At 32.8% G+C, this 23,089-nt stretch carries 19 protein-coding genes and 1 other RNA gene; 8 read left to right on the top strand and 12 right to left on the bottom strand.

All coding sequences use genetic code 11. The features are described 5' to 3' along the window. Positions 1-80: 80 nt before the first annotated feature. The gene (locus ACZ098_RS14675) at positions 81-506 is read right to left on the bottom strand and encodes an META domain-containing protein (protein ID WP_487312519.1); all 426 of its coding nucleotides are present in this window, start codon (positions 504-506) and stop codon (positions 81-83) included. A gap of 68 nt (positions 507-574) precedes the next feature. Beyond that, positions 575-1,027: an Lrp/AsnC family transcriptional regulator gene (locus ACZ098_RS14670; protein ID WP_487312518.1), complete on the bottom strand. Its 453-nt coding sequence runs from the start codon at positions 1,025-1,027 to the stop codon at positions 575-577. A gap of 191 nt (positions 1,028-1,218) precedes the next feature. Here ACZ098_RS14670 and ACZ098_RS14665 point away from each other — a divergent pair, with 191 nt between their 5' ends. Then, entirely contained in the window at positions 1,219-2,436 is a 1,218-nt protein-coding gene (locus tag ACZ098_RS14665) for an aminotransferase class I/II-fold pyridoxal phosphate-dependent enzyme (RefSeq protein WP_487312517.1), read from the top strand. A 74-nt stretch (positions 2,437-2,510) separates the two neighbouring features. Here the strand turns inward: ACZ098_RS14665 and ACZ098_RS14660 are convergent, their stop codons facing one another. The 3 genes from ACZ098_RS14660 to ACZ098_RS14650 all read right to left on the bottom strand — a co-directional run bounded on the left by ACZ098_RS14660 (position 2,511) and on the right by ACZ098_RS14650 (position 7,456). Next, on the bottom strand, positions 2,511-5,687 hold the full coding sequence (locus ACZ098_RS14660; RefSeq protein WP_487312516.1) for a cytochrome c biogenesis protein: 3,177 nt from the start codon (positions 5,685-5,687) through the stop codon (positions 2,511-2,513). A gap of 115 nt (positions 5,688-5,802) precedes the next feature. After that, positions 5,803-6,843, bottom strand: a complete 1,041-nt coding sequence (locus tag ACZ098_RS14655; protein WP_487312515.1) for an RluA family pseudouridine synthase — start codon at positions 6,841-6,843, stop codon at positions 5,803-5,805. Further along, a complete protein-coding gene (locus ACZ098_RS14650; RefSeq protein WP_487312514.1) occupies positions 6,833-7,456 on the bottom strand; it encodes a PASTA domain-containing protein in 624 nt (207 codons plus the stop codon). The genes ACZ098_RS14655 and ACZ098_RS14650 overlap by 11 nt, the downstream gene beginning before the upstream one ends. A gap of 103 nt (positions 7,457-7,559) precedes the next feature. Here ACZ098_RS14650 and ACZ098_RS14645 point away from each other — a divergent pair, with 103 nt between their 5' ends. Both ACZ098_RS14645 and coaD read left to right on the top strand, forming a co-directional pair. Further along, positions 7,560-8,537, top strand: coding sequence for a D-alanine--D-alanine ligase (locus ACZ098_RS14645; RefSeq protein ID WP_487312513.1), 978 nt, complete (start codon positions 7,560-7,562; stop codon positions 8,535-8,537). 44 nt (positions 8,538-8,581) lie between these two features. Beyond that, positions 8,582-9,040, top strand: coding sequence for a pantetheine-phosphate adenylyltransferase (gene coaD, locus ACZ098_RS14640; RefSeq protein WP_487312512.1), 459 nt, complete (start codon positions 8,582-8,584; stop codon positions 9,038-9,040). 69 nt (positions 9,041-9,109) lie between these two features. On the opposite strand, the gene secDF is transcribed toward coaD, so the two are convergent. The 6 genes from secDF to ACZ098_RS14610 form a co-directional block, all read right to left on the bottom strand. Further along, on the bottom strand, positions 9,110-12,148 hold the full coding sequence (gene secDF, locus ACZ098_RS14635) for a protein translocase subunit SecDF (protein WP_487312511.1): 3,039 nt from the start codon (positions 12,146-12,148) through the stop codon (positions 9,110-9,112). 221 nt (positions 12,149-12,369) lie between these two features. Then, a complete protein-coding gene (gene mdh, locus ACZ098_RS14630; RefSeq protein ID WP_487312510.1) occupies positions 12,370-13,305 on the bottom strand; it encodes a malate dehydrogenase in 936 nt (311 codons plus the stop codon). A 33-nt stretch (positions 13,306-13,338) separates the two neighbouring features. Beyond that, positions 13,339-14,331 (bottom strand): DUF6588 family protein, encoded by a 993-nt coding sequence (locus ACZ098_RS14625; protein WP_487312509.1) that lies wholly within the window; start codon positions 14,329-14,331, stop codon positions 13,339-13,341. A 2-nt stretch (positions 14,332-14,333) separates the two neighbouring features. After that, entirely contained in the window at positions 14,334-16,274 is a 1,941-nt protein-coding gene (gyrB, locus tag ACZ098_RS14620) for a DNA topoisomerase (ATP-hydrolyzing) subunit B (RefSeq protein ID WP_487312508.1), read from the bottom strand. 229 nt (positions 16,275-16,503) lie between these two features. Further along, entirely contained in the window at positions 16,504-16,791 is a 288-nt protein-coding gene (locus ACZ098_RS14615) for a hypothetical protein (protein WP_487312507.1), read from the bottom strand. Between the two features lie 27 nt (positions 16,792-16,818). Next, the gene (locus tag ACZ098_RS14610; RefSeq protein ID WP_487312506.1) at positions 16,819-18,243 is read right to left on the bottom strand and encodes an ATP-dependent DNA helicase; all 1,425 of its coding nucleotides are present in this window, start codon (positions 18,241-18,243) and stop codon (positions 16,819-16,821) included. A gap of 576 nt (positions 18,244-18,819) precedes the next feature. On the opposite strand from ACZ098_RS14610, the gene ACZ098_RS14605 reads away from it, so the two are divergent. Both ACZ098_RS14605 and ACZ098_RS14600 read left to right on the top strand, forming a co-directional pair. Then, on the top strand, positions 18,820-19,617 hold the full coding sequence (locus ACZ098_RS14605; RefSeq protein WP_487312505.1) for a DUF3822 family protein: 798 nt from the start codon (positions 18,820-18,822) through the stop codon (positions 19,615-19,617). Then, positions 19,614-20,198 (top strand): RsmD family RNA methyltransferase, encoded by a 585-nt coding sequence (locus ACZ098_RS14600; protein ID WP_487312504.1) that lies wholly within the window; start codon positions 19,614-19,616, stop codon positions 20,196-20,198. The genes ACZ098_RS14605 and ACZ098_RS14600 overlap by 4 nt, the downstream gene beginning before the upstream one ends. A 14-nt stretch (positions 20,199-20,212) precedes the next feature. Here ACZ098_RS14600 and rnpB read toward each other — a convergent pair. Next, positions 20,213-20,508: RNase P RNA component class A (rnpB, locus tag ACZ098_RS14595), an RNA gene on the bottom strand. Between the two features lie 192 nt (positions 20,509-20,700). Between rnpB and ACZ098_RS14590 the strand changes: the two genes are divergently transcribed. The 3 genes from ACZ098_RS14590 to ACZ098_RS14580 all read left to right on the top strand — a co-directional run bounded on the left by ACZ098_RS14590 (position 20,701) and on the right by ACZ098_RS14580 (position 23,080). Further along, the gene (locus tag ACZ098_RS14590) at positions 20,701-21,015 is read left to right on the top strand and encodes a hypothetical protein (RefSeq protein ID WP_487312503.1); all 315 of its coding nucleotides are present in this window, start codon (positions 20,701-20,703) and stop codon (positions 21,013-21,015) included. Positions 21,016-21,272: 257 nt separating this feature from the next. Further along, positions 21,273-22,355: a DNA polymerase III subunit gamma/tau gene (gene dnaX, locus ACZ098_RS14585; protein ID WP_487312502.1), complete on the top strand. Its 1,083-nt coding sequence runs from the start codon at positions 21,273-21,275 to the stop codon at positions 22,353-22,355. A 38-nt stretch (positions 22,356-22,393) separates the two neighbouring features. After that, positions 22,394-23,080: a DNA polymerase III subunit gamma/tau gene (locus tag ACZ098_RS14580; protein ID WP_487312501.1), complete on the top strand. Its 687-nt coding sequence runs from the start codon at positions 22,394-22,396 to the stop codon at positions 23,078-23,080. Positions 23,081-23,089: the final 9 nt, after the last annotated feature.

The raw sequence follows: 23,089 nt of genomic DNA, 5'->3' as shown, positions 1-23,089 counted from the left end.
ATTCAATGTCAAAAATCAAATTCAATTTCAAAAATCAAGTTCAACTTCAAAATTCAATTTCAAAATTCAATTTCAAAACTTTAATCCCAATCTTGAGCCACAAAAACCATCTTTTCACCATTTGATGTAGTTAAGATTAACTTGTGTGCATTTATAGAAAATGAATTCATCGTTATAATTGATGCTAAAAATTCAGTTTCCAATTTCATATTGTCTTGGCAATACATTCTTGTTGCAGTTCCTTGAGAAAATTGAATTAATTTTCCCTCTTTAATGGAATACGAAAAAGATAAATTATTACAACCCATTATAGAGGTTGCGCTTTCAGGATTTGTCATGTCTAAAAATGCTTTTTTCTCAACAAAATACTCTTTTTTGAAGTCTTTGAATTCTACTAACATCCAAACTCTATTGATGATTTGAGTTGGAGTTTCTGTAATATTCTTTGTGCAAGCACATGATAATGATAGGATTGATGCTAAAATTAGGATTGATAGCTTTTTCATGATGGAATTATTTTTTAAACACAAATTTCACAAATTTCCTCAAATTAATTATAAAAAACGTAATTAAACTAAACTGTAAAAACTGTAGTATTCTTAACCTCACCAATCATAAATGTACTGTGCGTGCTACCAATGTGTTGTAAAGTTGTAAGCTTTGTAACCATAAACTCGCGGTATTCTTCCATATCTTTTACGCAAATTTTTAGAATATAATCGTAATCGCCACTAACGTGAAAACATTCCAGAACTTCGTTTAGTTTGACTACTTCTTTCTCAAATTGGTTTATGAATTCTTTGGTGTGTTGTAACAATTTCAAATGACAGAAAACAACAAACCCTTTATTGATTTTATTTCGATTTAAAAGTGCTACATATTTATCTATTATTCCTTCACGCTCTAATTTTTTGATGCGTTCGTATACTGCTGTAACAGATAAATTAAGTTTCAAAGACAACTCTTTTGTCGTTTTTTTTGTATCCGTTTGAAGAAGATGAAGAAGTTTTTTATCAATTAAATCCATTATAAAAGTGCTTAAAAGTTAAATATGTTTTAAAGTTTAAAATAGTTAGTAAAAATTGATAATTCTAAATCTATTTTAGATTAAAAATCTACAAAATATAGTAATACTAATTTTAAAATCTAATTTTATTCAAATGTATTGAAAATATAAACCAATTTGAACAACTTTGAACTTTATTAAACAATAAACCTATGAAAAACTTCAATCCTGCAGATAAAATTCAAGACTTACAATATTTTGGTGAATTCGGTGGTGTTAACCCATCTATTTCAGACAGTTCAACTTATACGTTTCTTTCGGCTAAAACTATGTTTGATACGTTCGAAGGCAATGCCGAAGGCTGTTATTTGTATTCGAGACATTCGTCGCCAAGTAATTTATATTTGGATCAAGCTTTGGCTGCAATGGAAGGAACAGAAACTGCGAATGTTTCGGCTTCGGGAATGGGAGCCATTACCCCTACTCTTTTGCAATTGTGCAGTCACGGCGATCACATCGTTTCGAGTCGCACAATTTATGGTGGTACGTATGCTTTTTTGAAGAATTTCACACCAAGATTTGGCATCAAAACATCGTTTGTAGACATAACAAAATTGGATATTGTCGAAGCTGCAATTACTGATAAAACGAAAGTTTTATATTGTGAAACAGTAAGTAATCCGTTGTTGGAAGTGGCTGATATTGCTGGTTTGGCAAAAATTGCAAAAAAACATAATTTGAAATTGGTTGTAGACAATACGTTTTCGCCTTTGAGTGTTGCTCCAGCAAAATTAGGTGCCGATATTGTAATTCACAGTTTGACGAAATACATCAATGGAAGTAGCGATACGGTTGGTGGCGTAACTTGTGCATCGAGAGAATTCATCAATAGTTTAAAAGACGTTAATAGTGGTGCGAGTATGTTACTTGGACCAACCATGGACAGTTTGCGCAGTGCTTCGGTGATGAAAAACTTAAGAACATTGCACATTAGAATGAAACAACACAGTTTCAATGCAATGTATTTGGCTACTAAATTTGAAAACGACGGATTGAAAGTCGTTTATCCAGGTTTAGCAAGCCATCCGAGTCATGACTTATATGCTAGCATGATTAATCACGAATATGGTTTTGGCGGAATGATGACGGTTGATGTAGGTTCGATTGACAAAGCCAACGAATTGATGGAATTGATGCAAGAACGCAATTTGGGATATTTGGCCGTGAGTTTAGGATTCTATAAAACCTTGTTTTCGGCACCTGGAACATCTACATCTAGCGAAATTCCTTTGGAAGAGCAAAAAGCAATGGGATTGACCGATGGATTGATTCGTTTTTCAATTGGTTTGGACAATGATATTGAACGTACGTATCAAATGATGAAAGGTTGTATGATGGAATTGGGAGTTTTGGAAAATGTGATGAGCTAGATGTAAACTATTTTATAAAAAAAAAAATCCGTTAGAGAACTTCTTTAACGGATTTTTTACTTTTGATATTTAATTTATTTATATACTTTTTTGTTCTTTACAAACGATATAACTGCCAAAATTGTGAGAATAACTAGTGAGTAATAAAACTCGTTTGGAGTTACAACTTTATCACCAGAAGCATAAGAATGCAATCCGGTGAGGTAAAAATTCACTCCAAAATAAGTCATCATAATAGAATAAAAAGCCATAATACTCATTAAATTATAAATCCATTTACCACGCAAAGCAGGAACAAAACGAGCATGAATTACAAAAGCATAAACCATAATACTAATTAATGCCCAAGTTTCTTTTGGATCCCAACCCCAATACCTACCCCAAGATTCGTTTGCCCATTGTCCGCCGAGGAAATTTCCAATTGTAAGCATCACAAGACCAATAGTCAATGCCATTTCATTGATATAGGTAATTTCTTTTATATGCAAATCCATTTTGACCTTGTTCTTATCATTTGAACAAATTATTAAGATTAAAGCAACAATTCCGAGTACCATTCCTAAGGCAAATGGACCATAACTTGCAACAATTACGGCAACGTGAATCATCAACCAATAAGAATTTAAAACTGGTTGTAGGTTGGCAATTGCTGGATCCATCCAATTCCAATGCGCAATCATCAAAATCATGGAAGCTACAAAAGTACCAGAAGCAACTGTAAGTTTAGATTTTTTATCAAATGCTAATGTAAAAAACATGGTTGCCCAAGCAACATAAATCATACTTTCGTAAGCATCACTCCAAGGAGCATGACCTGAAATGTACCAACGCGCAATCAATCCAAGTGTATGAATCCCAAATAATAAAGCAATTATTGCATGAAAAATGTTGATCACAAAATGAACTTTTTTACTTTCAAAAAAGATGTTTACAATTGCAAGCAATAACATTGTGCACCCAAAAGTCATGTACAACCAAAATAAATTCTTGAATACATCGTACTTATTGTACAGTATTTCAGAGTTAATCTTTTCATCTGATGGTCTTACCGAACTTCCGAATTTTTTCTGAAAATTTTCGATTCCCAACAGCATTGTGTTGGCCATGGTATAATCGTTACTTTTGTTAGCACGCACTAATGCATCTAAATAAACTGGAAAAGCGGTTTTAATTGTATCTAATGCACTTCTAGTTGGCTGACTTAGTTCAAGGTTAGAAAGCCATTTATTATTTTTATCATTTGGAATTGGATAAATTTTTAAAATATCGCCAAACAAAGCAGAATTTAATAATACAATTTTTCGATCAGCTTCTATAAAATCTTTCTGAAAATTATCTTTTACTGCCGATCTTGCAGCGTCTTCAAGAAATTTAGAAAGTTTATAATTTCCTTTGCTGTCAAAAAAGTTTTTAAAAGGTGCATATTTATCTTCTGGCTTGATGCCAATAATTTTTCGAATACTGTCGTTACCCGGTTTTAAATAAACAAGCGGAACTTCCATCCATGCAAAAGGAAATTGCTTCATAGATAGAAAAACTTGATCCGAATTCATTCCGTTAAAAGTATCGCTTTTACTTACTTTTCTAAGCAACTCAGACGAAAATGTGTTGATGGGTTTCATTCGTCCGCCAGCATCTTGAATAACCAAACGACCAAATTTTTCGGCTTGCTGTTCCGGAACTTTATATTTGATAATTGAATCTAGAAAATTAAATTTTGGTTTTGCTATTGGCTTGGCGTGTTGCGGAATAATTTCACCATGATTGTGACCATCGTGCTCATCATGAGTTTGTGCCAATCCGCTAAACGATAAAAAGAATACTACTATTGTGATAAGCTTTGCTTTCTTCTGCTTGATTACTTCTAATTTTCGTTTTAAATCATCAAATCGAGTATTTTTAGTAAACAAAATTGCCATCATAGCGAAAAACAACATGAAATATCCAATATACGTAATTAAAGTTCCCCAAAAATCATGGTTCACAGATAGAACTGTTCCTTTTTCGTCAGGACTAAATGAAGCTTGAAAAAATCGATATCCTTCTTTATCTAAAATATGATTCATATAAATTTCGGCATCTGCATTTTTTCCTTTTTCCTGAATTGTTACTTTACTTTCGTAAGACGAATAACTTTTTTCGGTTCCAGGATATTTATTAGCAATAAAATCATTCAACTTTATACTGAATGGCAACTTGTAAATTTTGCTTCCAAAAAACACGGTAAACTCCAATTTTCCTAATTTAAAAACTTGCGGTTCTCCTTGCTTTCCTTTAGATCCTAAAAGTGTAATTTCTTTTGAATTACCTTCAGATTGAACAGTTACGGTTAAAGCATCTTCGCCATTTTTATTTTTATAATCGCCACTTGATTTGTAATCTTTAGCACCTTTTATAGGCTGATCTGGAAATACAAATTGTGCACCACCAAGATTATATAACGATCTAAACATCAAGGGTTGTTGCGCATCTTTTACAACTTTACCTTGTAACTTGTCTGCCATTCTCATAAAACTTCCTTCAAATGGAGCATCGATTGTGGTAACATTCCCATCCGAAGTAATGTTTATAGCACCTTTAGTAGGTTTATTAAATGCCATTAAAATATTATGAATGTTTTGAATTTCACCTTCTATAAGATAATGTTCATGTCGTTCGCCATCACTAGATTCAACCATTTTTAAGTACAACTTACCGTCGGCTGTTTTCTTGACAGTTTCTTTAACATCCATCACAAAATTCTTATAGTTAATTTCAAATGGAGTTTGATCAAATTGTTGCGCTATGTTAAAATTGTTAGAAGTTGCTTGCGATAATAGTAATGGTTTTTCAATAATCTTGCGGCGCATTTGACCTTTGTATTCTCCATCAATAAAAATAGTAAGGTAACTTTTTTCAGAAAAAAATTGATTGGAACTTTCACCTTCTCTAATAGGCATCATTCCTTCGTAACTGATATACCTTGTGATACCCGCTCCAATTAAAATAAAAATAAAAGATAGATGCAGAAGCAAGGTTGCCCATTTCGCCTTTTTATGCAACTGATAACGCTTGATATTTCCGAAAAAATTGATTAGAAAAAAAATGTGAATTGCTTCAAACCACCACGAATTGTAAATAAGTATTCGAGCCGTATCTGTATTGTATTCGCTTTCTATAAAAGTTCCGATTCCCATTGCAGTTGCATAAACCAGAAATAATATTGCCATTAAACGTGTTGAGAATAAAATCGAAAGTATCTTTTTTTCCATGATAAAGGAATGGTATTTTTTAAGTTGTACAAAAGTACAGATATTGCAAATGAAAATCGTGTAATTGTACCGTTTTTAAGTGTTTTTTAAGACGTGTTGACTTGAATATTAATTGTTATTCTTCTTCTTCAACATCATGAGATTTAGTATAATTTCTCCATTTTTCAATACATTCTGCAATGTCGGCTGGAATTTCGGTATCAAATCGCATAAACTCTTTGGTAGTTGGATGTTCAAAACCTAGTGTTTTAGCATGAAGCGCTTGCCTTGGCAGCGTTTTAAAACAATTGTCAATAAATTGTTTGTACTTAGTAAACGTAGTACCTTTCAAAATAAGATTTCCTCCATATCGTTCATCATTAAATAATGTATGACCAATGTGTTTTAAGTGTACACGAATTTGATGTGTTCTACCAGTTTCTAACTTACAAGAAATTAAAGTTACATAACCCAATCGTTCAAGAACTTTATAGTGTGTAATTGCTGGTTTTCCTATTTCAGGATCGGCAAAAACCGCCATTTGCATTCGGTCTTTTACATGACGTGCAATATTTCCTTCAATCGTTCCTTCATCATCCTTAACATTTCCCCACACTAGAGCAATATATTCTCGTTCTGAAGTTTTGGCTTCAAACTGTTTAGCAAGATGCGTCATTGCAGCTTCGGTTTTAGCAACTACCAAAAGTCCAGAAGTATCTTTATCAATTCGATGCACCAATCCAGGACGTTCAGAGCTGTTCATTGGAAGATTTTCAAAATGATAAGCTAAAGCATTAACTAAAGTTCCTGTATAATTTCCGTGACCTGGATGCACAACAAAGTTTGGCGGTTTATTAATCACCAAAAGGGCATCGTCTTCATATACAATGTTTAACGGAATGTTTTCAGGTAAAACAGTATTGTCATATGGAGGATGCGATAACATAATTCGCACAACATCAAGTGGTTTTACTTTGTAATTTGATTTTACTGGTACATCATTTACATAAATATCACCATTGGTTGCAGCATTTTGAATTTTGTTTCGTGTTGCATTTTGAATAAATCCCATTAAAAATTTATCGATTCTTAACAGCGCTTGGCCTTTGGGAACTTCTACTTTAAAGTGTTCAAATAAATCTTCTTCAAGATCTTGTGATTCGGCGTTATTGTTCATTTGGAATTGTGTCTGTAGGCGTTTCACTTTCAATTATCGAATCAATTTCTGTTTCGTCAAATACTACTTTTCCGTCACCAAGAACTAGATCAATTTTGGATGCTTTTAATACTTTTTGACCAGGTTTAACTTCCTTTCCATCCATCATCATTTTTAAAACCATATCTTTTCCTAAATAAGGAACGTAAGTTATGGTTCCTTCTTCAAGACCAGCTGCCTTTAAAGTAGGTACAGCTTGACGGTATGTTTTTTCAATTAAATCAGGTATTGCAACCTTAGTAAAAGTCGAAGCATTTAATTTTATATAAATTGTTCTTCCGCCTTTTACTTTAGAACCTGCTGTTGGCTCTTGCTGCACAATGGTTAGTTTTGGAAAATCAGATTGATAATCAACGGTATCAATAATCTCGTAAGATAAATCTAGAGCATCTAGTTTTTCTTCAATTTGTTCTGGAGTTAATCTAGCTAAATCAGGAACTGTAATCTCGGCACCGTGGTTGGTTATAAATGTGATCCAATGGAAAAACAAATAAGTTACCACAGCAACAATAGCAATTGCTGCTAACACTTGAGCGAAAAATACTCTACTTGTTATATATTTTGTAAAACTCATACTAAATTATATTTAACGCAAAGATATAAATTCCTAAAGGTATTTGGTTTGAAAAAAAATGATAATTTTGTTTTATCCTAATCAAAACTAAAATAAAGAATAGATGAAAAAAATTGCGATAATTATGGGAGGTTATTCTAGCGAATATAAAATCTCTTTAACCAGTGGAAATGTGGTTTTTAATAATTTAGATTCAGCTCAGTACCAAGGTTATCGTATTCATATTTTAAAAGAAAAATGGGTTTATGTAGATACTAACGATATTGAATTTCCAATTGACAAAAATGATTTTTCTATAACCGTTAATGGCGAAAAAATTGTTTTTGATGCAGTTTTCAATGCAATTCATGGCACTCCAGGTGAAGACGGACTTATGCAAGCCTATTTTGAATTGTTACATATTCCGCAGACATCTTGTAATTACTATCAAGCAGCGTTAACATTCAATAAACGAGATTTGTTATCGGTTTTGAAACCCTACGGCATAAAATCGGCAACCTCATATTATCTGAATTTAGGTGATGAAATAAATCAAGATGCTATACTAGCCACAGTAGGTTTGCCTTGTTTTGTTAAGCCAAATAAGTCGGGTTCAAGTTTTGGAATTTCTAAAGTAAAAACACAAGACGAATTGTTGTATGCTATTGCAAATGCTTATAAAGAAGACAATGAAATAATTATTGAAAGCTTTCTTGACGGCACAGAAGTATCTGTTGGAGTAATTAACTATCAAGGTGAAATTATTGTTTTACCAATTACCGAAATTGTTTCAGAAAATGATTTCTTTGATTATGAAGCCAAATATTTAGGGAAATCTCAAGAAATTACACCTGCAAGAATATCTGAAGAACTAGCAGAAAAAGTTAGAACTGTAGCTAAAAAAGCCTATACCATTTTAAAAATGGATGGGTTTTCTCGTAGTGAATTTATTTTAGTAAACGATGAACCTTATATGTTAGAAATGAACACCATTCCGGGTTTAACAACGGAGAGTTTAATTCCGCAACAAGCTAAAGAAGCTGGAATTTCTTTACAAGACTTATTTACAAATGCAATTGAATTGGCTTTGAACAAACGCTAGTTTGGTATTAACTATAAAAAATCATCTCGCTAAAAAAGTAATTCATGAGAAAAGCAATATTCCCAGGTTCGTTTGATCCTATTACCCTTGGTCATTTCGATATCATTAAAAGAAGTTTACCCTTGTTTGATGAAATAATAGTTGCAATAGGTATCAATGCAGAGAAAAAATACATGTTTTCATTAGAAGAACGTAAGCGCTTTATTGAAGAAGCTTTTGCAGACGAACCCAATGTTTCGGTTATTACTTATGAAGGATTGACTATAGATTTATGCAAAAAAGAAAAGGCACAATTTATACTTCGTGGATTGCGAAATCCTGCCGACTTTGAATTTGAAAAAGCAATAGCCCATACCAACAGAAGATTGTCTAAAATTGAAACTGTGTTTTTATTGACCGCGGCTAAAACCTCTTATATTTCATCAAGTATAGTTCGTGATGTAATTCGCAACGGAGGCGAATATGAAATGTTAGTTCCAGAATCGGTTCGCGTTAAAATTTAAAAAAAAAGTTATAAAAATAAAAAACCACCTTATCGCTAAGGTGGTTTTTTTATAGATTTTAATCAGAAATTAAACAGCGTCAGCGTGGCGTTTTTCAATTTCTGCAATATCTTTTTTACTCATCGAATCAACTAAAACTGGTGTTGCAATGAACAATGAAGAATAAGTACCTACTATAATACCAATCAACATTGCGAAGATAAATCCTCTAATTGATTCTCCTCCAAACAAGAACATTGTAAGTAATACTAAAATCATCATTAATGACGTATTGATAGTTCTTGATAAAGTTGTATTAATTGACGCATTTACAACGTCTTTGAAAGTTCCTTTTCTTTGACCAGCAACAAACTCTCTAATTCTATCGAATACAATTACTGTATCGTTCATTGAGTATCCAATAACGGTAAGTATCGCAGCGATAAAATGTTGGTCCATTTCCATGTGGAATGGCATAAATTTATAGCAAAGAGAATAGATACCTAATACGAAAATAACGTCGTGTGCAACGGCTGCTATTGCTCCAAGAGAATACTGCCATTTACGGAACGATATCATTAAGTATAAAAATATTACACCCATTGCACCTAAAACCGCCCAATATGAATTGGTTTTGATATCTTCAGAGATTGCAGCACCAACTTTGGTAGATTGCAATACTCCAATTTTTTTACCATCATATGAATTAATAAATTGCTCGTTAGTTAAACTTGGAGCAAAATATTTTTTTAAAGCTACATATAACTTATCGTTAACTTCTTTATCTACGGCAGCACCTTCTTCTTCAATTTTGTACTTGGTTGTAATTTTCAATTGATCATCGTCACCAAAGATTTTCGCTTCAACAGTTGTACCAAATGCATTTGATAATTCTTCTGAAACTTGAGTAGCTTCAACTGGTTTTTCAAATTTAATTTGGAACGTTCTACCTCCTACGAAATCAACACCTTCGTCTAAACCATTTGTGAAAAATGAAATAAAACTTACAATTACAACTATAGAAGAGATTGCATAAGTCCATTTTTTAGCACCTAAGAAGTCAAAATGGAAATTGGTAAACCAATTTTTAGTAACTGGAGTAGAGAAAGTCAACTCTTTATTGTTAGCCACATCTTTATCAATAAAAATTCTTGCGATAAAGATTGACGTGAATAATGAAGTAAAAATACCTATTAATAATGTAGTCGCAAAACCTTGAATTGGTCCAGTACCAAATATAAATAAAATCGCACCAGTTAAAACGTGCGTCACGTTAGCATCAATAATAGAACGCATTGCACCGTGCCAACCATAAGAAGCTTTTACTGCTTCGCCTAATGATTTTCCTTCGCGCAATTCTTCTTTTGCTCGTTCATAAATAATAATGTTCGCATCCACTGCAGTACCTAGAGTTAACACGATACCAGCAATCCCAGGCAATGTTAATACAGCACCTAAACTTGCTAAAATTCCGAATAAGAAAAGTAAGTTTACTAATAAAGCGATGTTAGCATACCAACCAGCTTTTCCATAGTAGAAAACCATCCATAAACAAACTAGTAAAAATCCAACAATTGAAGAAATTAAACCCGCGTGAATTGCTTTTTCTCCTAAAGATGGTCCAACAACTTCCGATTGAACAATTTCAGCAGTTGCAGGTAATTTACCAGCTCTTAAAACGTTAGCTAAATCTTTAGTTTCAGAAACGATAAAGTTTCCAGAAATTTCAGATCTACCACCAGCAATTGGACCGCTAGTTACTCCTGGTGCAGAATACACTACATCATCAAGAGCAATTGCAATATATCCTTTAGTTTTGTATGCGTTACCTGTCAAATCTTCCCAAGCTTTAGCACCTTGACTGTTCATTTGCATTGAAACAGCTGGTTTACCACCTTGATCAAATGTATCTCTAGCATCTGTAATTACACCTCCACTTAATGGCGCAGCGTCATCTTTATTGCTTTTTAATGCATAAAGTTCTACAGTTTCTGTTGCTTTTTTAGTTTTCTCGTCAACAGTTTCAGTTGCTTTACCCCATACGAATTTAGCATAACGAATGTCTGGCGTAATCAATGCACGAACATCTTGTCTTTTCAAATAAGAATTAATTTTTGCCGTATCTTTTACAGCAACTATTCCTAATATTGGTCCACCACCTTGACCTACAAATTTATCTAATAATGGTCCAGCTCCAGCTTCTTTAGCAGCAACAGAATCTTTAGATTTATCTGTAATCAAATTACTTAATGTATCGGTAGGCTTTGCAGCAGCAACTTCTTTAACGCTTTTCTCAGTTGTTTTTAATAAATTGTTAGCAGCTAACAAGAAATTTCCAACCTCTTCTACTTTATATGTTTCCCAAAATTCTAGTTCCGCCTTAGCAGAAACTAATTTTTTGATACGGTTTTCATCTTTAGCACCTGGTAATTCGATAAGAATTCTTCCTGTTTGTCCAAGTTTAGCAATGTTTGGCTGTGTTACACCAAATTTATCTATACGACTTCTCAATACTCCAAAAGCACTTTCTACCGACTCGTCAACTTTAGCTCTAAGAACTTTTTTAACTTGGTCGTTAGTTGAATTGAAATTGATTTCTTTATCATCAAAATTTCTATTAGCAAAAATATCTGGAGAAGCTAATTTAGTACTAGTTCCAGCAGAAGCAGCATCAAATGCCTCAAAAAAAGCATCTAAATACGATTGATTTCCTTTTTGAATAGTTTTAGCATCGGCCAAAGCTTTGTTGAAAACAGGATTCTTTGATTTGTTAGAAAGTCCAATCAACACGTCTTTTACAGAAATTTGAAGTGTTACGTTAATACCACCTTCAAGGTCAAGACCTTTATTGATTTGTTTGTTACTAACTTCTTCATAGTTGAAACTTGTAAAACCCATATTAAAAACTTCAACTTTCTTAAGAGAGTCTAGGTATTTAACTTCTAATTCGTTGACTTCTGGCAAATTATCACCAGTAATTCCTTTAGATTTTAATTCTCCAAGTTTTTTTGTTGCAAATGCTTTGGCATCATCTTTTATGTTGTTGGCAACAAATGTGAAAGAGAGTTGGTAAATACTTACCAGTGCAAATAGAATTGCAAAAAATTTAATAAGTCCTTTATTCTGCATTATTACTAAAAATTAATTAATTTTTGTTTGGTTTGGATTAAAAAAAAGCGAAAATATCAGTAAACTATTGATTTTCAAGGAAAAAGCATTAGTTTATTGAATTGCGCATTTTTTGAAACGTGCAAATATATAATTAACCGAAAGATTAACAAATTATTTACACATTAATATCAAAAAAAAGACTGCAAACTTGCAGTCTTTTTATGAGTTTAACTATTATCTTATTCTAATATTGATTTTAAAGCGTCATTCATACTTCTTACAGCATCTGCACTTTTAGCAAACAATGCTTTTTCGGCATCGTTTAGCTTGATATCAACAATTTCCTCAACACCATTTTTCCCAATAATACATGGAACTCCGATACAGATATCATTTTGTCCGTATTCTCCTTCAACATAAACAGAACATGGAATTAATTTCTTTTGATCGTTCAGGATACTATCTACTAAATATGCTACAGAAGCTCCAGGTGCATACCACGCTGAAGTACCTAACAAACCTGTTAAAGTTGCGCCTCCAACCATAGTATCGGCTGCTACTTTCGACAATTGCTCTTCAGTTAAAAACTGAGAAACTGGAATTCCGTTATAAGAAGCTAATCGTGTTAAAGGAATCATAGTTGTATCTCCATGACCACCTATAACCATTCCAGAAATATCATTAGCAGGTTTGTCTAAAGCTAACGACAAGTAAGTTTTAAAACGAGAACTATCTAAAGTTCCACCCATTCCTATAATTCTGTTTTTAGGTAATCCAGTAGCTTTTAACGCTAAATAGGTCATCGTATCCATTGGATTTGAAACTACTACTACGATAGCATTTGGTGAATGCTGCAATAAATTTTCAACAACCGATTTTACAATTCCTGCATTAATACCAATAAGTTCCTCACGTGTCATTCCTGGCTTTCTAGGAATTCCCGAAGTTATAACTACTACTTCGCTTCCAGCAGTTTTAGAATAATCATTAGTTACTCCTGTTACTTTGGTATTAAAACCTGTAGTGGTTGCACATTGCATAATATCTAATGCTTTTCCTTCTGCAAAACCTTCTCTGATGTCTAATAATACTACTTCGCTTGCAATTCCTCTGTAAGAAATAACATCTGCACAAGTAGCGCCAACATTACCTGCGCCTACTATTGTTACTTTCATTGTATTGTGTTTATTTGTTTGTTAAAAATATTTTTAAAAATTATATTGAACTGAAAAATTCGAATTTACAAATTTACCAAATCCTAATGTAGTTTGTAAATATAATTTGCTAATTTGATATCTACAAGAAAGTTCACCTAGAAAATTGATTTTGGTTTTATAAATTTCTTTCAATCGTTCATTCAGTAATTGTTGAAACGGAAGCACATCTTCAATTCCACCACGTTTACCTGTTAATTTATATTTGAAATTACTCACATTGGATATAAAACTAGTTATAAATTCAAATTTATGATAACCTTTGGAAGCAGAAATTTGACCTTGCCAAGTATCTACCAAACCTGATAATCTATTGATTCCCAAAGTTCCGTAGGATGTTGATACATCTAAAAAATCAAAACTAATGTCTTCCTTAGAATAGGCTAAAAGCGTTCCTAGGTTAAAATTTGCTTTCTTTAAAGATGGGAAGTATTGATCTAAATTGTGCTGTACACCGATTCCGTAAACTTGATACTCTCCTTTTTTAAGTTTTACTCTTGAGGAGTATTTAACAACTAATTCTGAACCTTTCCACAAACCAAGACCTGCTTGAATGTAGGGATAAATTACAGTTTCTTGATTAATTCCTTGAGGCGTTTCTAATCGCACAGGGTTATTATCAATTTCTCCAACCAAAAATACCTGATCTTTATTTCCTATCGCTGTCGGAACCGTTGCAGTAGTTCCATTTTCTATTTGAAAAAAAGAAAAATCAGAATTCTTAATTTGAAAACTTTGATCTTCATTTGGAACAAAAAACAAATTTGTATGAAGACTAAAGCTAACATCCCACAACTTCTTCTTTTTTGGAGTATCAACCCAACCTGAAGATGCTTGATACACCGCAGCATCGGTAGCCGGAGTTATGTATTTATCCGAAAAAAATAGGGCATCGTTTATAAGATACCCTAATTGTTGTAATAATTCTTCAGATTGAGAAAATGAAAGATTTGAAAATAGTAATACTAAAGCTAAATACTTCCTCATTACTACGCATCAATATTTGCATACACTGCATTTTTCTCAATAAACTCTCTTCTTGGTGGAACTTCATCACCCATAAGCATAGAAAATACTCTATCGGCTTCAGCTAAACTGTCAATAGTAACTTGACGAAGCGTTCTGAATTCTGGATCCATTGTGGTTTCCCATAATTGTTCGGCATTCATCTCTCCAAGACCTTTATAACGTTGAATTGCAGCGCTTCCGCCCATTTTTTCGTTAGCAATATCGCGCTGATCATCTGTCCACGCATATTCTTTTTTGTTTCCTTTTTTCACTAAATATAAAGGTGGTGCAGCAATATATACGTGTCCGCCTTCAATTAATTCTCTCATAAATCTGAAGAAGAATGTAAGAATTAATGTTGAAATGTGACTTCCGTCGACATCGGCATCACACATAATAATTACTTTATGGTAGCGTAATTTTTCAAGGTTAAGAGCTTTAGAATCCTCTTCGGTTCCAATAGTTACGCCAAGAGCTGTAAATATATTTCTAATTTCTTCGTTTTCAAAAACTTTATGATGCATTGCTTTTTCAACGTTCAAGATTTTACCTCTTAATGGCAAAATTGCTTGAAAATTTCGATCGCGACCTTGTTTTGCAGTACCACCAGCCGAATCTCCTTCGACAAGATATACTTCGCATTTCGCTGGATCTTGTTCAGAACAATCGGATAATTTACCTGGCAAACCACCACCACCAAGAACAGTCTTGCGCTGAACCATCTCACGTGCTTTTTTAGCAGCGTGACGTGCTTGTGCAGCAAGAATTACTTTTTGAACGATGATTTTAGCATCATTAGGGTTTTCTTCAAGGTAGTTTTCTAGCATTTCAGAAACCGCCTGAGATACAGGAGACACTACTTCTCTATTTCCTAATTTCGTTTTCGTTTGACCTTCAAATTGTGGCTCTTGAACTTTAACAGAAATAATAGCTGTTAAACCTTCACGAAAATCATCACCAGTGATTTCAAATTTTAACTTATCTAAAAGTCCAGAAGCATCGGCATATTTCTTCAACGTACGCGTTAATCCCATACGGAAACCTTGCAAATGCGTTCCTCCTTCGTGCGTATTGATATTATTTACGTAAGAGAAAATATTTTCAGAGTAACTTGTATTGTATATCAAGGCAACTTCAACTGGAATTTCACTTTTCTCGTGTTCCATGCTTATTACATGAGAAATAATGGCTTCACGACCTTTATCTAAGAAGCGAACAAACTCTTTTAAACCTTCATCAGAGTGAAAAATTTCTGAAGCAAATTCACCTTTATCGTTTACATCTCTTTTATCTGTAAGTGTAATTGTAATTCCTTTGTTAAGAAATGCCAATTCTCTCATACGACCTGCAATAGTATCATAACTGTACTCTGTAGTCTGTGTGAAAATAGTATCATCTGGCTTAAAAGTTACCATTGTACCACGCTTGTCGGTTTCGCCGATTTGCTTTACAGGATACATTGCTTTTCCTTTTTCGTACTCTTGCTCGTAAACTTTTCCTTCTCTAAAAACAGTTGCACGCAAATGATTAGAAAGTGCATTTACACAAGAAACTCCAACACCGTGAAGTCCTCCAGAAACTTTATAAGAATCTTTATCAAATTTTCCTCCGGCACCAATTTTGGTCATAACTACCTCAAGAGCAGAAACGCCTTCTTTTTTGTGCATATCAACAGGAATACCACGACCGTTATCTTCTACGGTAATCGAATTGTCTTCGTTTATAAACAATGAAATGGTGTCACAATGACCCGCTAATGCTTCATCAATAGAGTTGTCAACTACTTCATAAACAAGATGATGTAAACCTCTAACTCCTGTATCTCCGATGTACATGGAAGGACGCATTCTAACATGCTCCATTCCTTCTAATGCTTGAATACTATCGGCTGAATAATTATTTTTTTTAATCTCGTCGCTCATATAATTTGTATCGTAAGTATGATTTTTGTCTAACAGGCAAATATACAAATTTGAAAGAGAATAACCCTTTTAATCTTGTATTTTGAAAATGAAGTTATCAACATTTTAAGTTATAAATGACATCAATTGTTAATATGTTACAGTTGTTAAATTTTATAAGAAATTATATTACTTTAATTTTTAAAAACATTGGTATTTCGAAGCTACAAACTATTAAAATGAATTAAAATTAAAAATCACTTGAGGAGTGATTTGAAGAAATAGAATCGTCGTTTGTACTAGAACTAACATCAGTGGAATGCGAACTCTGTGTCAAATCATTCATAAAATTATTTGAAAAAAAATCGTGATTATTAGGTTGATTGCTGCTATGTTGCATAAATAAAGGATTTTGCAAATCAACTCCTTTCGATTTTTTATCAGTTGCAACTTGATCTGAACCAAGAATTTTTTTAATCACTATATAAATGACTACTGCTGTAAAAAAAACTACAAAAGCTGTAAAAAATGTATCCATAAAATAATTTTAATTGAATCTACTTATTTATTCCAAAAAACTCTCCTCTTTAAATCCGATAAGATATAGTTTATCCTTGGCACGTGTTATTGCCGTATACAACCATCGTATGTAATCTCGATCAATGCCATCGGGCAAATAAGGTTGTTCTATAAATACGGTATTCCATTGACCTCCTTGCGATTTGTGACACGTAATTGCGTAAGAAAATTTTACTTGCAACCCATTGAAGTATTCGTTTTCTTTTACTTTTTGAAATTTAGCGTATTTACTCGTCAAATGCTCATAATCTTTCATCACTTCTTCATACAATTGATTGGATTGCTCGAAGGTTAAAGATGGTGATTCGCTTTTAATGGTATCTAAAATCAAAACGGTTTCGAACGGAATTTGATTGGGATAATCTACCATTCGTATTTTGACTTTGGCAAATTTGAATCCGTATAATTCTTTGAAACTGTAAATTTCCAAAACTTCAATGATGTCGCCATTGGCAATAAAACCCGCTTCGTCTTTTTCTTTCAACCAAAAATAATTATTCTTCACGACCATTAAGAAATCGCCCGTAGACAAATCGCTTTCTTTGTCTAGAATTTTAGTTCTAATTTGCTCGTTGTATTGGTTGGCTCTTTTGTTGGAACGCACAATAAAAGCCGTATCTTCTATAGAATAATTGCTGTAAGCTTGATTAATAGCATCTTGAATATCGTAACCATCAGTAAGTCGTACGATGTCTTTGAAACCTCTTAATTTGAATTTGAATTCAGTTATGAAACTTTCTTTCAACAATTCACGCAATTCGGTTGCGTTGTAGAGAATTCCGGAATTGAGTTCCTGACGCATTACTTCGTCGAGTTCAATCCAATCTACTTTTTTGTCGTAATTGAGTTCTAAAGTATCGGTATTCAAAGCTGGTGAAATATCTAAATTCACTGGCGGAAGCTGCGCTGTATCTCCTAACAAAATCATTTTGCAATTTTCACCACTATAGATATAAGATATTAAATCATCTAGTAAGCTTCCGTTTTCGTAGAGTTTACTTTCGGCAGCAACATCCGAAATCATAGAGGCTTCATCTACGATGAAAATGGTGTTTTTATGTTTGTTCTGTTGCATGGTAAAAGCCACTCCGCCACCACTCGACTTCTTTGGAAAATAGATCTTCTTATGAATCGTGAAAGCCGGCTTATTGGAATAATTGGCAATGACTTTGGCAGCGCGACCTGTTGGAGCCAACAAAACGTATTTTTTATTGACTTCGATTAAATTGTTTACAATAGTAGATATTACGGTAGTTTTTCCGGTTCCTGCATAACCTTTTAGAACAAAAATGCTGTCGTTGTTGACATTGGTAATGAAAACTGCAATCTTTTGAAAGAAAGCATCTTGTTTAATCGTAGGATTAAACGGAAAATTTTGGGACAGAATGGAATAGAAGTTTTTCAAGGGCAAAAATCAATTTCAACTTCAAAAATCAATGGTAATTTCAAAAATCAAATATTAATTGTAAAGATAAATGTTTCCTATTAAATTATATCAAAAAAATTAAATCAATTCTAAAACTTACCTATCCAAATTACATTATACTTTTGATATTGATTTTCATTATATTTTATTTAAATATTTTCATAAAAATATGTTTAGCTTTATATAAAATGTACTTAGAACTCATTTAAGACAAATTAGTTTTCAAAAGTTCTCGATACAATTTTTTAAAATAGTTTATCGCAATTTTTAAAAAATCACTCGAAGTGACGTTAGTGTGAATTGAAGTTTTAGTGTAGATTTTTAAAATTGATTTTTAAAATTGATTTTTGAAGTTGATTTTTGATATTGCTTTTTGAAATTGATTTTTGATATTGATTTTTGATATTGATTTTTGATATTGATTTTTGAAGTTGATTTTTGATATTGCTTTTTGAAATTGATTTTTGATATTGATTTTTGATATTGACTTTTGAAGTTGCTTTTTGATATTGAAATTGCGCTTTTTCTTCGTAAGTTTGCGGTGTTAAAATGGGATAAAAAATGAGTATTACAGACAAAACTTATAAAAAATTAGCTATTCAAGTTTCTTTGAATGGTTTGTCTTTTAGTAGTTTTGATACTTTGTCGGGAAAGGTAATTTCGTTAAAAAATATTCCATTTGATACTTTTCAAAAGAGTGCTAAGATTGAAGATTTATTTACTGAAGTTTTTAGAGAAAATAGAGAACTAAGCGATAAATATGATGAGATTCAAATAGTTCATAGTAATAATTTATCCACATTTGTACCGATTGCACTTTTTGATGAAGAATATATTGGTAGTTTTCTTCAATTCAACACTAAAGTTTTTGAAACCGATTTTTTCACACATGATGCGTTACCAAATCATGAAATGGTTTCGGTTTACATACCTTATGTGAATATGAATAACTTTTTCATAGATCAATTTGGTTCTTTTACCTACAAACACTCGAGCACTATTTTAGTCGATAAATTATTGGTGTTTTCTAAAAATAACGACGAACGAAAAATGTTTGTTCATCTTACTGAAAGTCATTTTGAAATTGTGGTAGTTCAAAATCAGAAGCTGCATTTATACAATTCATTTGATTATAAAACTCCTGAAGACTTTATTTACTGCATTCTTTTTACTGCAGAACAATTGCAGTTGAATCCTGAGAATTTCAAATTGGAGTTATTAGGGAAAATTTCAGAGGACGATGCCTTTTTCAAAATTGCATTTAAATACATACGCAACGTGAGCTTGTTCAATCAAGAGCATGATTCAACCTATAGTGCTTCGCAATATCGTGAACATTTTATACTACTTAACACGTGAGAATAATATCTGGAAAATACAAAGGTCGTCGCATCAGTCCGCCAAAAAATCTGCCCGTTCGTCCAACGACCGACATGAGTAAAGAAGCGTTGTTTAACGTATTGAACAACCACTTCAACTTTGATGAGTTACGTATTTTAGATTTATTTTCTGGAACAGGAAACATAAGTTTTGAGTTTGGTTCTCGAGGTTCTGGCCCGATTACTTCAGTAGATGGCGATTTTGGTTGTGTAAAATTTATAAAGCAAACAGCAGACGAATTTCAGTTTGATATTACAGCAATAAAAAGTGATGTTTTTAAATTTTTAGAGAAACACAAAGCCAGTTACGATATTATTTTTGCCGATCCGCCCTATAATATTGATCAGAAGGAGTTTGAAAAAATTGTAGGTTTAGTATTTGAAAATGAATTGTTGGATGAAGAAGGAATGATGGTTATAGAACATTCTAAACATACCAAACTGAATCACCTTGCAAATTTTTCATTTCAAAAAAACTATGGAGGCTCTGTATTTTCATTCTTTGAATTTGAAAATGAAAACGAAGATGAGGACGACCTCGAAGATGCTGAAGAAGAATAAATTAAACTAAAAAAAAGCAGACCTGTAAGCCGGATTCTGTCATCTAAAAGATGCCTTATCATTTATCTAGACTTGCAATTACTCACAAGTTCCATCTTTCTACCCTTCGACAACGGACGAGTAATCCTTAAATGTCGATATACTTGAAATTTCACCGCATAGAGTTTACCTGGTTTCACTACAGCATTACCTGTACATACTTTCTGTTGCACTTGTCCTAATCCAATTTATTGAATTGACGGATGTTATCCGCTATGCTACTCTTTGGTGTCCGGACTTTCCTCTTAATTCCGAACTTGATTCGGAATCTCATGAATTTTAAACTAAAAACATAAGATGCTGAAACAAGTTCAGCATAAAGCGATAAGGCGGTCTGCGGTGCAAATGTACTCAATTAGTAACTAGAAATTGGCTCATAAAATTACAACTTTAAGTAATAATTGTGTAATGTATTATTTTTTAAACAGTTGTAAATTTATAAATCAATTTAAAAATAAACAAAATGGATTCTAAAATGTACCACTACGCAACAGTTACTAAAGCTCTCGAGGAATTGAACAAAAAAGGATTTACTGTAGATTTTAACATTCAGGAGAAAAGAATTATTGATAGTCCCGATGATTTTGAAATTGTACACTTGTATAGGTACGAAGGCGAAAGTGATCCTGGAGATGAAGCAACGGTTTATGGAATAAAATCTAGTACTGGCGAGAAAGGTGTTTTTGTTGCAGGATTATCGGCTTATACTGAAAAAAGTGCCGCTATGGTTTTACATGAATTGACTATTAAAGGTCATGAAAGTTCTGAAAACAACTAGAACTTGAACGTTAGTACTTGCCTAGCCCAGATTGCAATGGAAAGCATTTTTTAGTAAAAAACTATTTTTTGTTGGTATAAAAAAGCGACCCTAGAAGCTCTTTTTATGGCTTACAAAAAAAGTTTTTTGCAAAAAATCTTGGAATGAAAAGCTGGAAGTTGCTTCTAGAAAAAAGAATTTGTTTTTTTGAATTGTTATTGCATTTGATTTTTGAAATTGATTTTTTTAAATCTATATTTGTAAACCAATATAATTCTATGGAACAATTTGTAGTATCTGCTCGTAAGTATCGCCCGCAAACGTTTAAAGACGTAGTGGGTCAACAAGCTATTACGAACACTTTGTTGAATGCTATAGAAACCAATCACTTGGCTTCTGCCCTATTATTTACTGGTCCAAGAGGTGTTGGAAAAACTACTTGTGCTAGAATTTTGGCGCGAAAAATCAATCAATCAGGTTATGATGACCCGAATGAGGATTTCGCTTTTAATGTATTCGAATTGGATGCTGCTTCAAACAATTCTGTAGATGATATTCGCAGTTTGATTGATCAGGTTCGAATTCCACCACAAACTGGTCAGTATAAAGTTTATATTATAGACGAGGTTCATATGTTATCATCGGCGGCTTTCAATGCGTTTTTGAAAACATTAGAAGAACCACCAAAACATGCTATTTTTATTTTAGCAACTACAGAAAAACACAAAATTATTCCAACGATATTATCACGTTGTCAGATATTTGATTTTAAACGAATTACGGTTAAAGATGCTAAAGAACATTTGGCAGAAGTAGCTCAAAGTCAAGGTGTACAATTTGAAGACGATGCTTTGCACATTATTGCTCAAAAGGCTGATGGTGCAATGCGTGATGCTTTGTCTATTTTTGATCGAGTAGTTTCGTATTGTGGAACTAACTTAACTCGACAAGCAGTAACTGAAAACTTGAACGTTTTAGATTATGAAACGTATATTAAAGTTACCGATTTAATTTTGGAAAATAATATTCCACAGATTTTAGTTACGTATAATGATATTTTATCTAAAGGATTTGATGGTCATCATTTTGTATCTGGATTGGCATCGCACTTTAGAGATTTGATGGTTTGCAAAAATCCGGCAACTTTAGTTTTATTGGAAGCAGGTGAACAAGCGCAACTACTTTACGGACAACAAGCACAAAAATGCAACTACGATTTTTTACTAAAATCAATTGAAATTGCTAACGATTGTGATTTAAAATACAAGGTTTCTCAAAACCAACGCTTATTAGTAGAACTTACACTAATGCAACTTTGCTCTATCAACTTTGATGGAGAAAAAAAAAAGTTGACTTTATAATTCCTCCAACTTATTTTAGAAATTCGAGTTACTCGATTGTGGAAACAGTTCCAAAACCGGAAACTCAAATTCCAAATTCGGAAAAATTAATTTCAACTTCGGAATTCGAAGTTGTGACTTCGGATAGTACATTGAATACCTCTGTTAATGAGACTCAAAACAAAACACCAAACTCGGAATCAGAAACGGAAATTAAACCCATAACCCAAAACGCAAAATCTGAAACTCCGATAAGCAGCGAAACGAGAAATTCAGAACTTTCAACAGGAAAGGTAAATGCACTTTCTATGGCTAGTATTCGAGCCAAAAAAGAACTGTTAGAATCTCAAAAAGGCATTGTAAAAGAAGAGGTTAAGTTTCCAACCGAAACATTTACAGAAACAGAAATGCTAGAGTTTTGGTTTAAATACGCCCAACGATTAACCGATAAAGGTTTGATGATTATGGCATCGCTTTTACGAATTAGTGATCCAAAGTTAGACGGATTCAAAATCTCTTATGAATTGCCTAATGAAGGTTCCAAAATAGACTTTGAAAAGGAAAAACCAGAACTTCTTGGATATTTGAGAGGACATTTACACAATCATGACATCACAATTGATGTAATTGTAAATGAAAATGTGAAAAGTAAAGTAGCTTTTACACCTCAAGACAAGTTCAACCGATTGAACGAGATAAATCCGAATTTAGAAATTTTTAAAAAATTATTCGATTTGGAATTTTAAACAATACTC

The organism is Flavobacterium sp. SP2, from assembly GCF_057626655.1.
This window is presented reverse-complemented; position numbering and strand designations above follow the sequence as displayed.

Excerpts from the sequence above, each read along its gene's own strand:
- ACZ098_RS14675 (WP_487312519.1), bottom strand. The coding sequence starts at position 506 with ATGAAAAAGCTATCAATCCTAATTTTAGCATCAATCCTATCATTATCA.
- ACZ098_RS14670 (WP_487312518.1), bottom strand. The coding sequence starts at position 1,027 with ATGGATTTAATTGATAAAAAACTTCTTCATCTTCTTCAAACGGATACA.
- ACZ098_RS14665 (WP_487312517.1), top strand. The coding sequence starts at position 1,219 with ATGAAAAACTTCAATCCTGCAGATAAAATTCAAGACTTACAATATTTT.
- ACZ098_RS14660 (WP_487312516.1), bottom strand. The coding sequence starts at position 5,687 with ATGGAAAAAAAGATACTTTCGATTTTATTCTCAACACGTTTAATGGCA.
- ACZ098_RS14655 (WP_487312515.1), bottom strand. The coding sequence starts at position 6,843 with ATGAACAATAACGCCGAATCACAAGATCTTGAAGAAGATTTATTTGAA.
- ACZ098_RS14650 (WP_487312514.1), bottom strand. The coding sequence starts at position 7,456 with ATGAGTTTTACAAAATATATAACAAGTAGAGTATTTTTCGCTCAAGTG.
- ACZ098_RS14645 (WP_487312513.1), top strand. The coding sequence starts at position 7,560 with ATGAAAAAAATTGCGATAATTATGGGAGGTTATTCTAGCGAATATAAA.
- coaD (WP_487312512.1), top strand. The coding sequence starts at position 8,582 with ATGAGAAAAGCAATATTCCCAGGTTCGTTTGATCCTATTACCCTTGGT.
- secDF (WP_487312511.1), bottom strand. The coding sequence starts at position 12,148 with ATGCAGAATAAAGGACTTATTAAATTTTTTGCAATTCTATTTGCACTG.
- mdh (WP_487312510.1), bottom strand. The coding sequence starts at position 13,305 with ATGAAAGTAACAATAGTAGGCGCAGGTAATGTTGGCGCTACTTGTGCA.
- ACZ098_RS14625 (WP_487312509.1), bottom strand. The coding sequence starts at position 14,331 with ATGAGGAAGTATTTAGCTTTAGTATTACTATTTTCAAATCTTTCATTT.
- gyrB (WP_487312508.1), bottom strand. The coding sequence starts at position 16,274 with ATGAGCGACGAGATTAAAAAAAATAATTATTCAGCCGATAGTATTCAA.
- ACZ098_RS14615 (WP_487312507.1), bottom strand. The coding sequence starts at position 16,791 with ATGGATACATTTTTTACAGCTTTTGTAGTTTTTTTTACAGCAGTAGTC.
- ACZ098_RS14605 (WP_487312505.1), top strand. The coding sequence starts at position 18,820 with ATGAGTATTACAGACAAAACTTATAAAAAATTAGCTATTCAAGTTTCT.
- ACZ098_RS14590 (WP_487312503.1), top strand. The coding sequence starts at position 20,701 with ATGGATTCTAAAATGTACCACTACGCAACAGTTACTAAAGCTCTCGAG.
- dnaX (WP_487312502.1), top strand. The coding sequence starts at position 21,273 with ATGGAACAATTTGTAGTATCTGCTCGTAAGTATCGCCCGCAAACGTTT.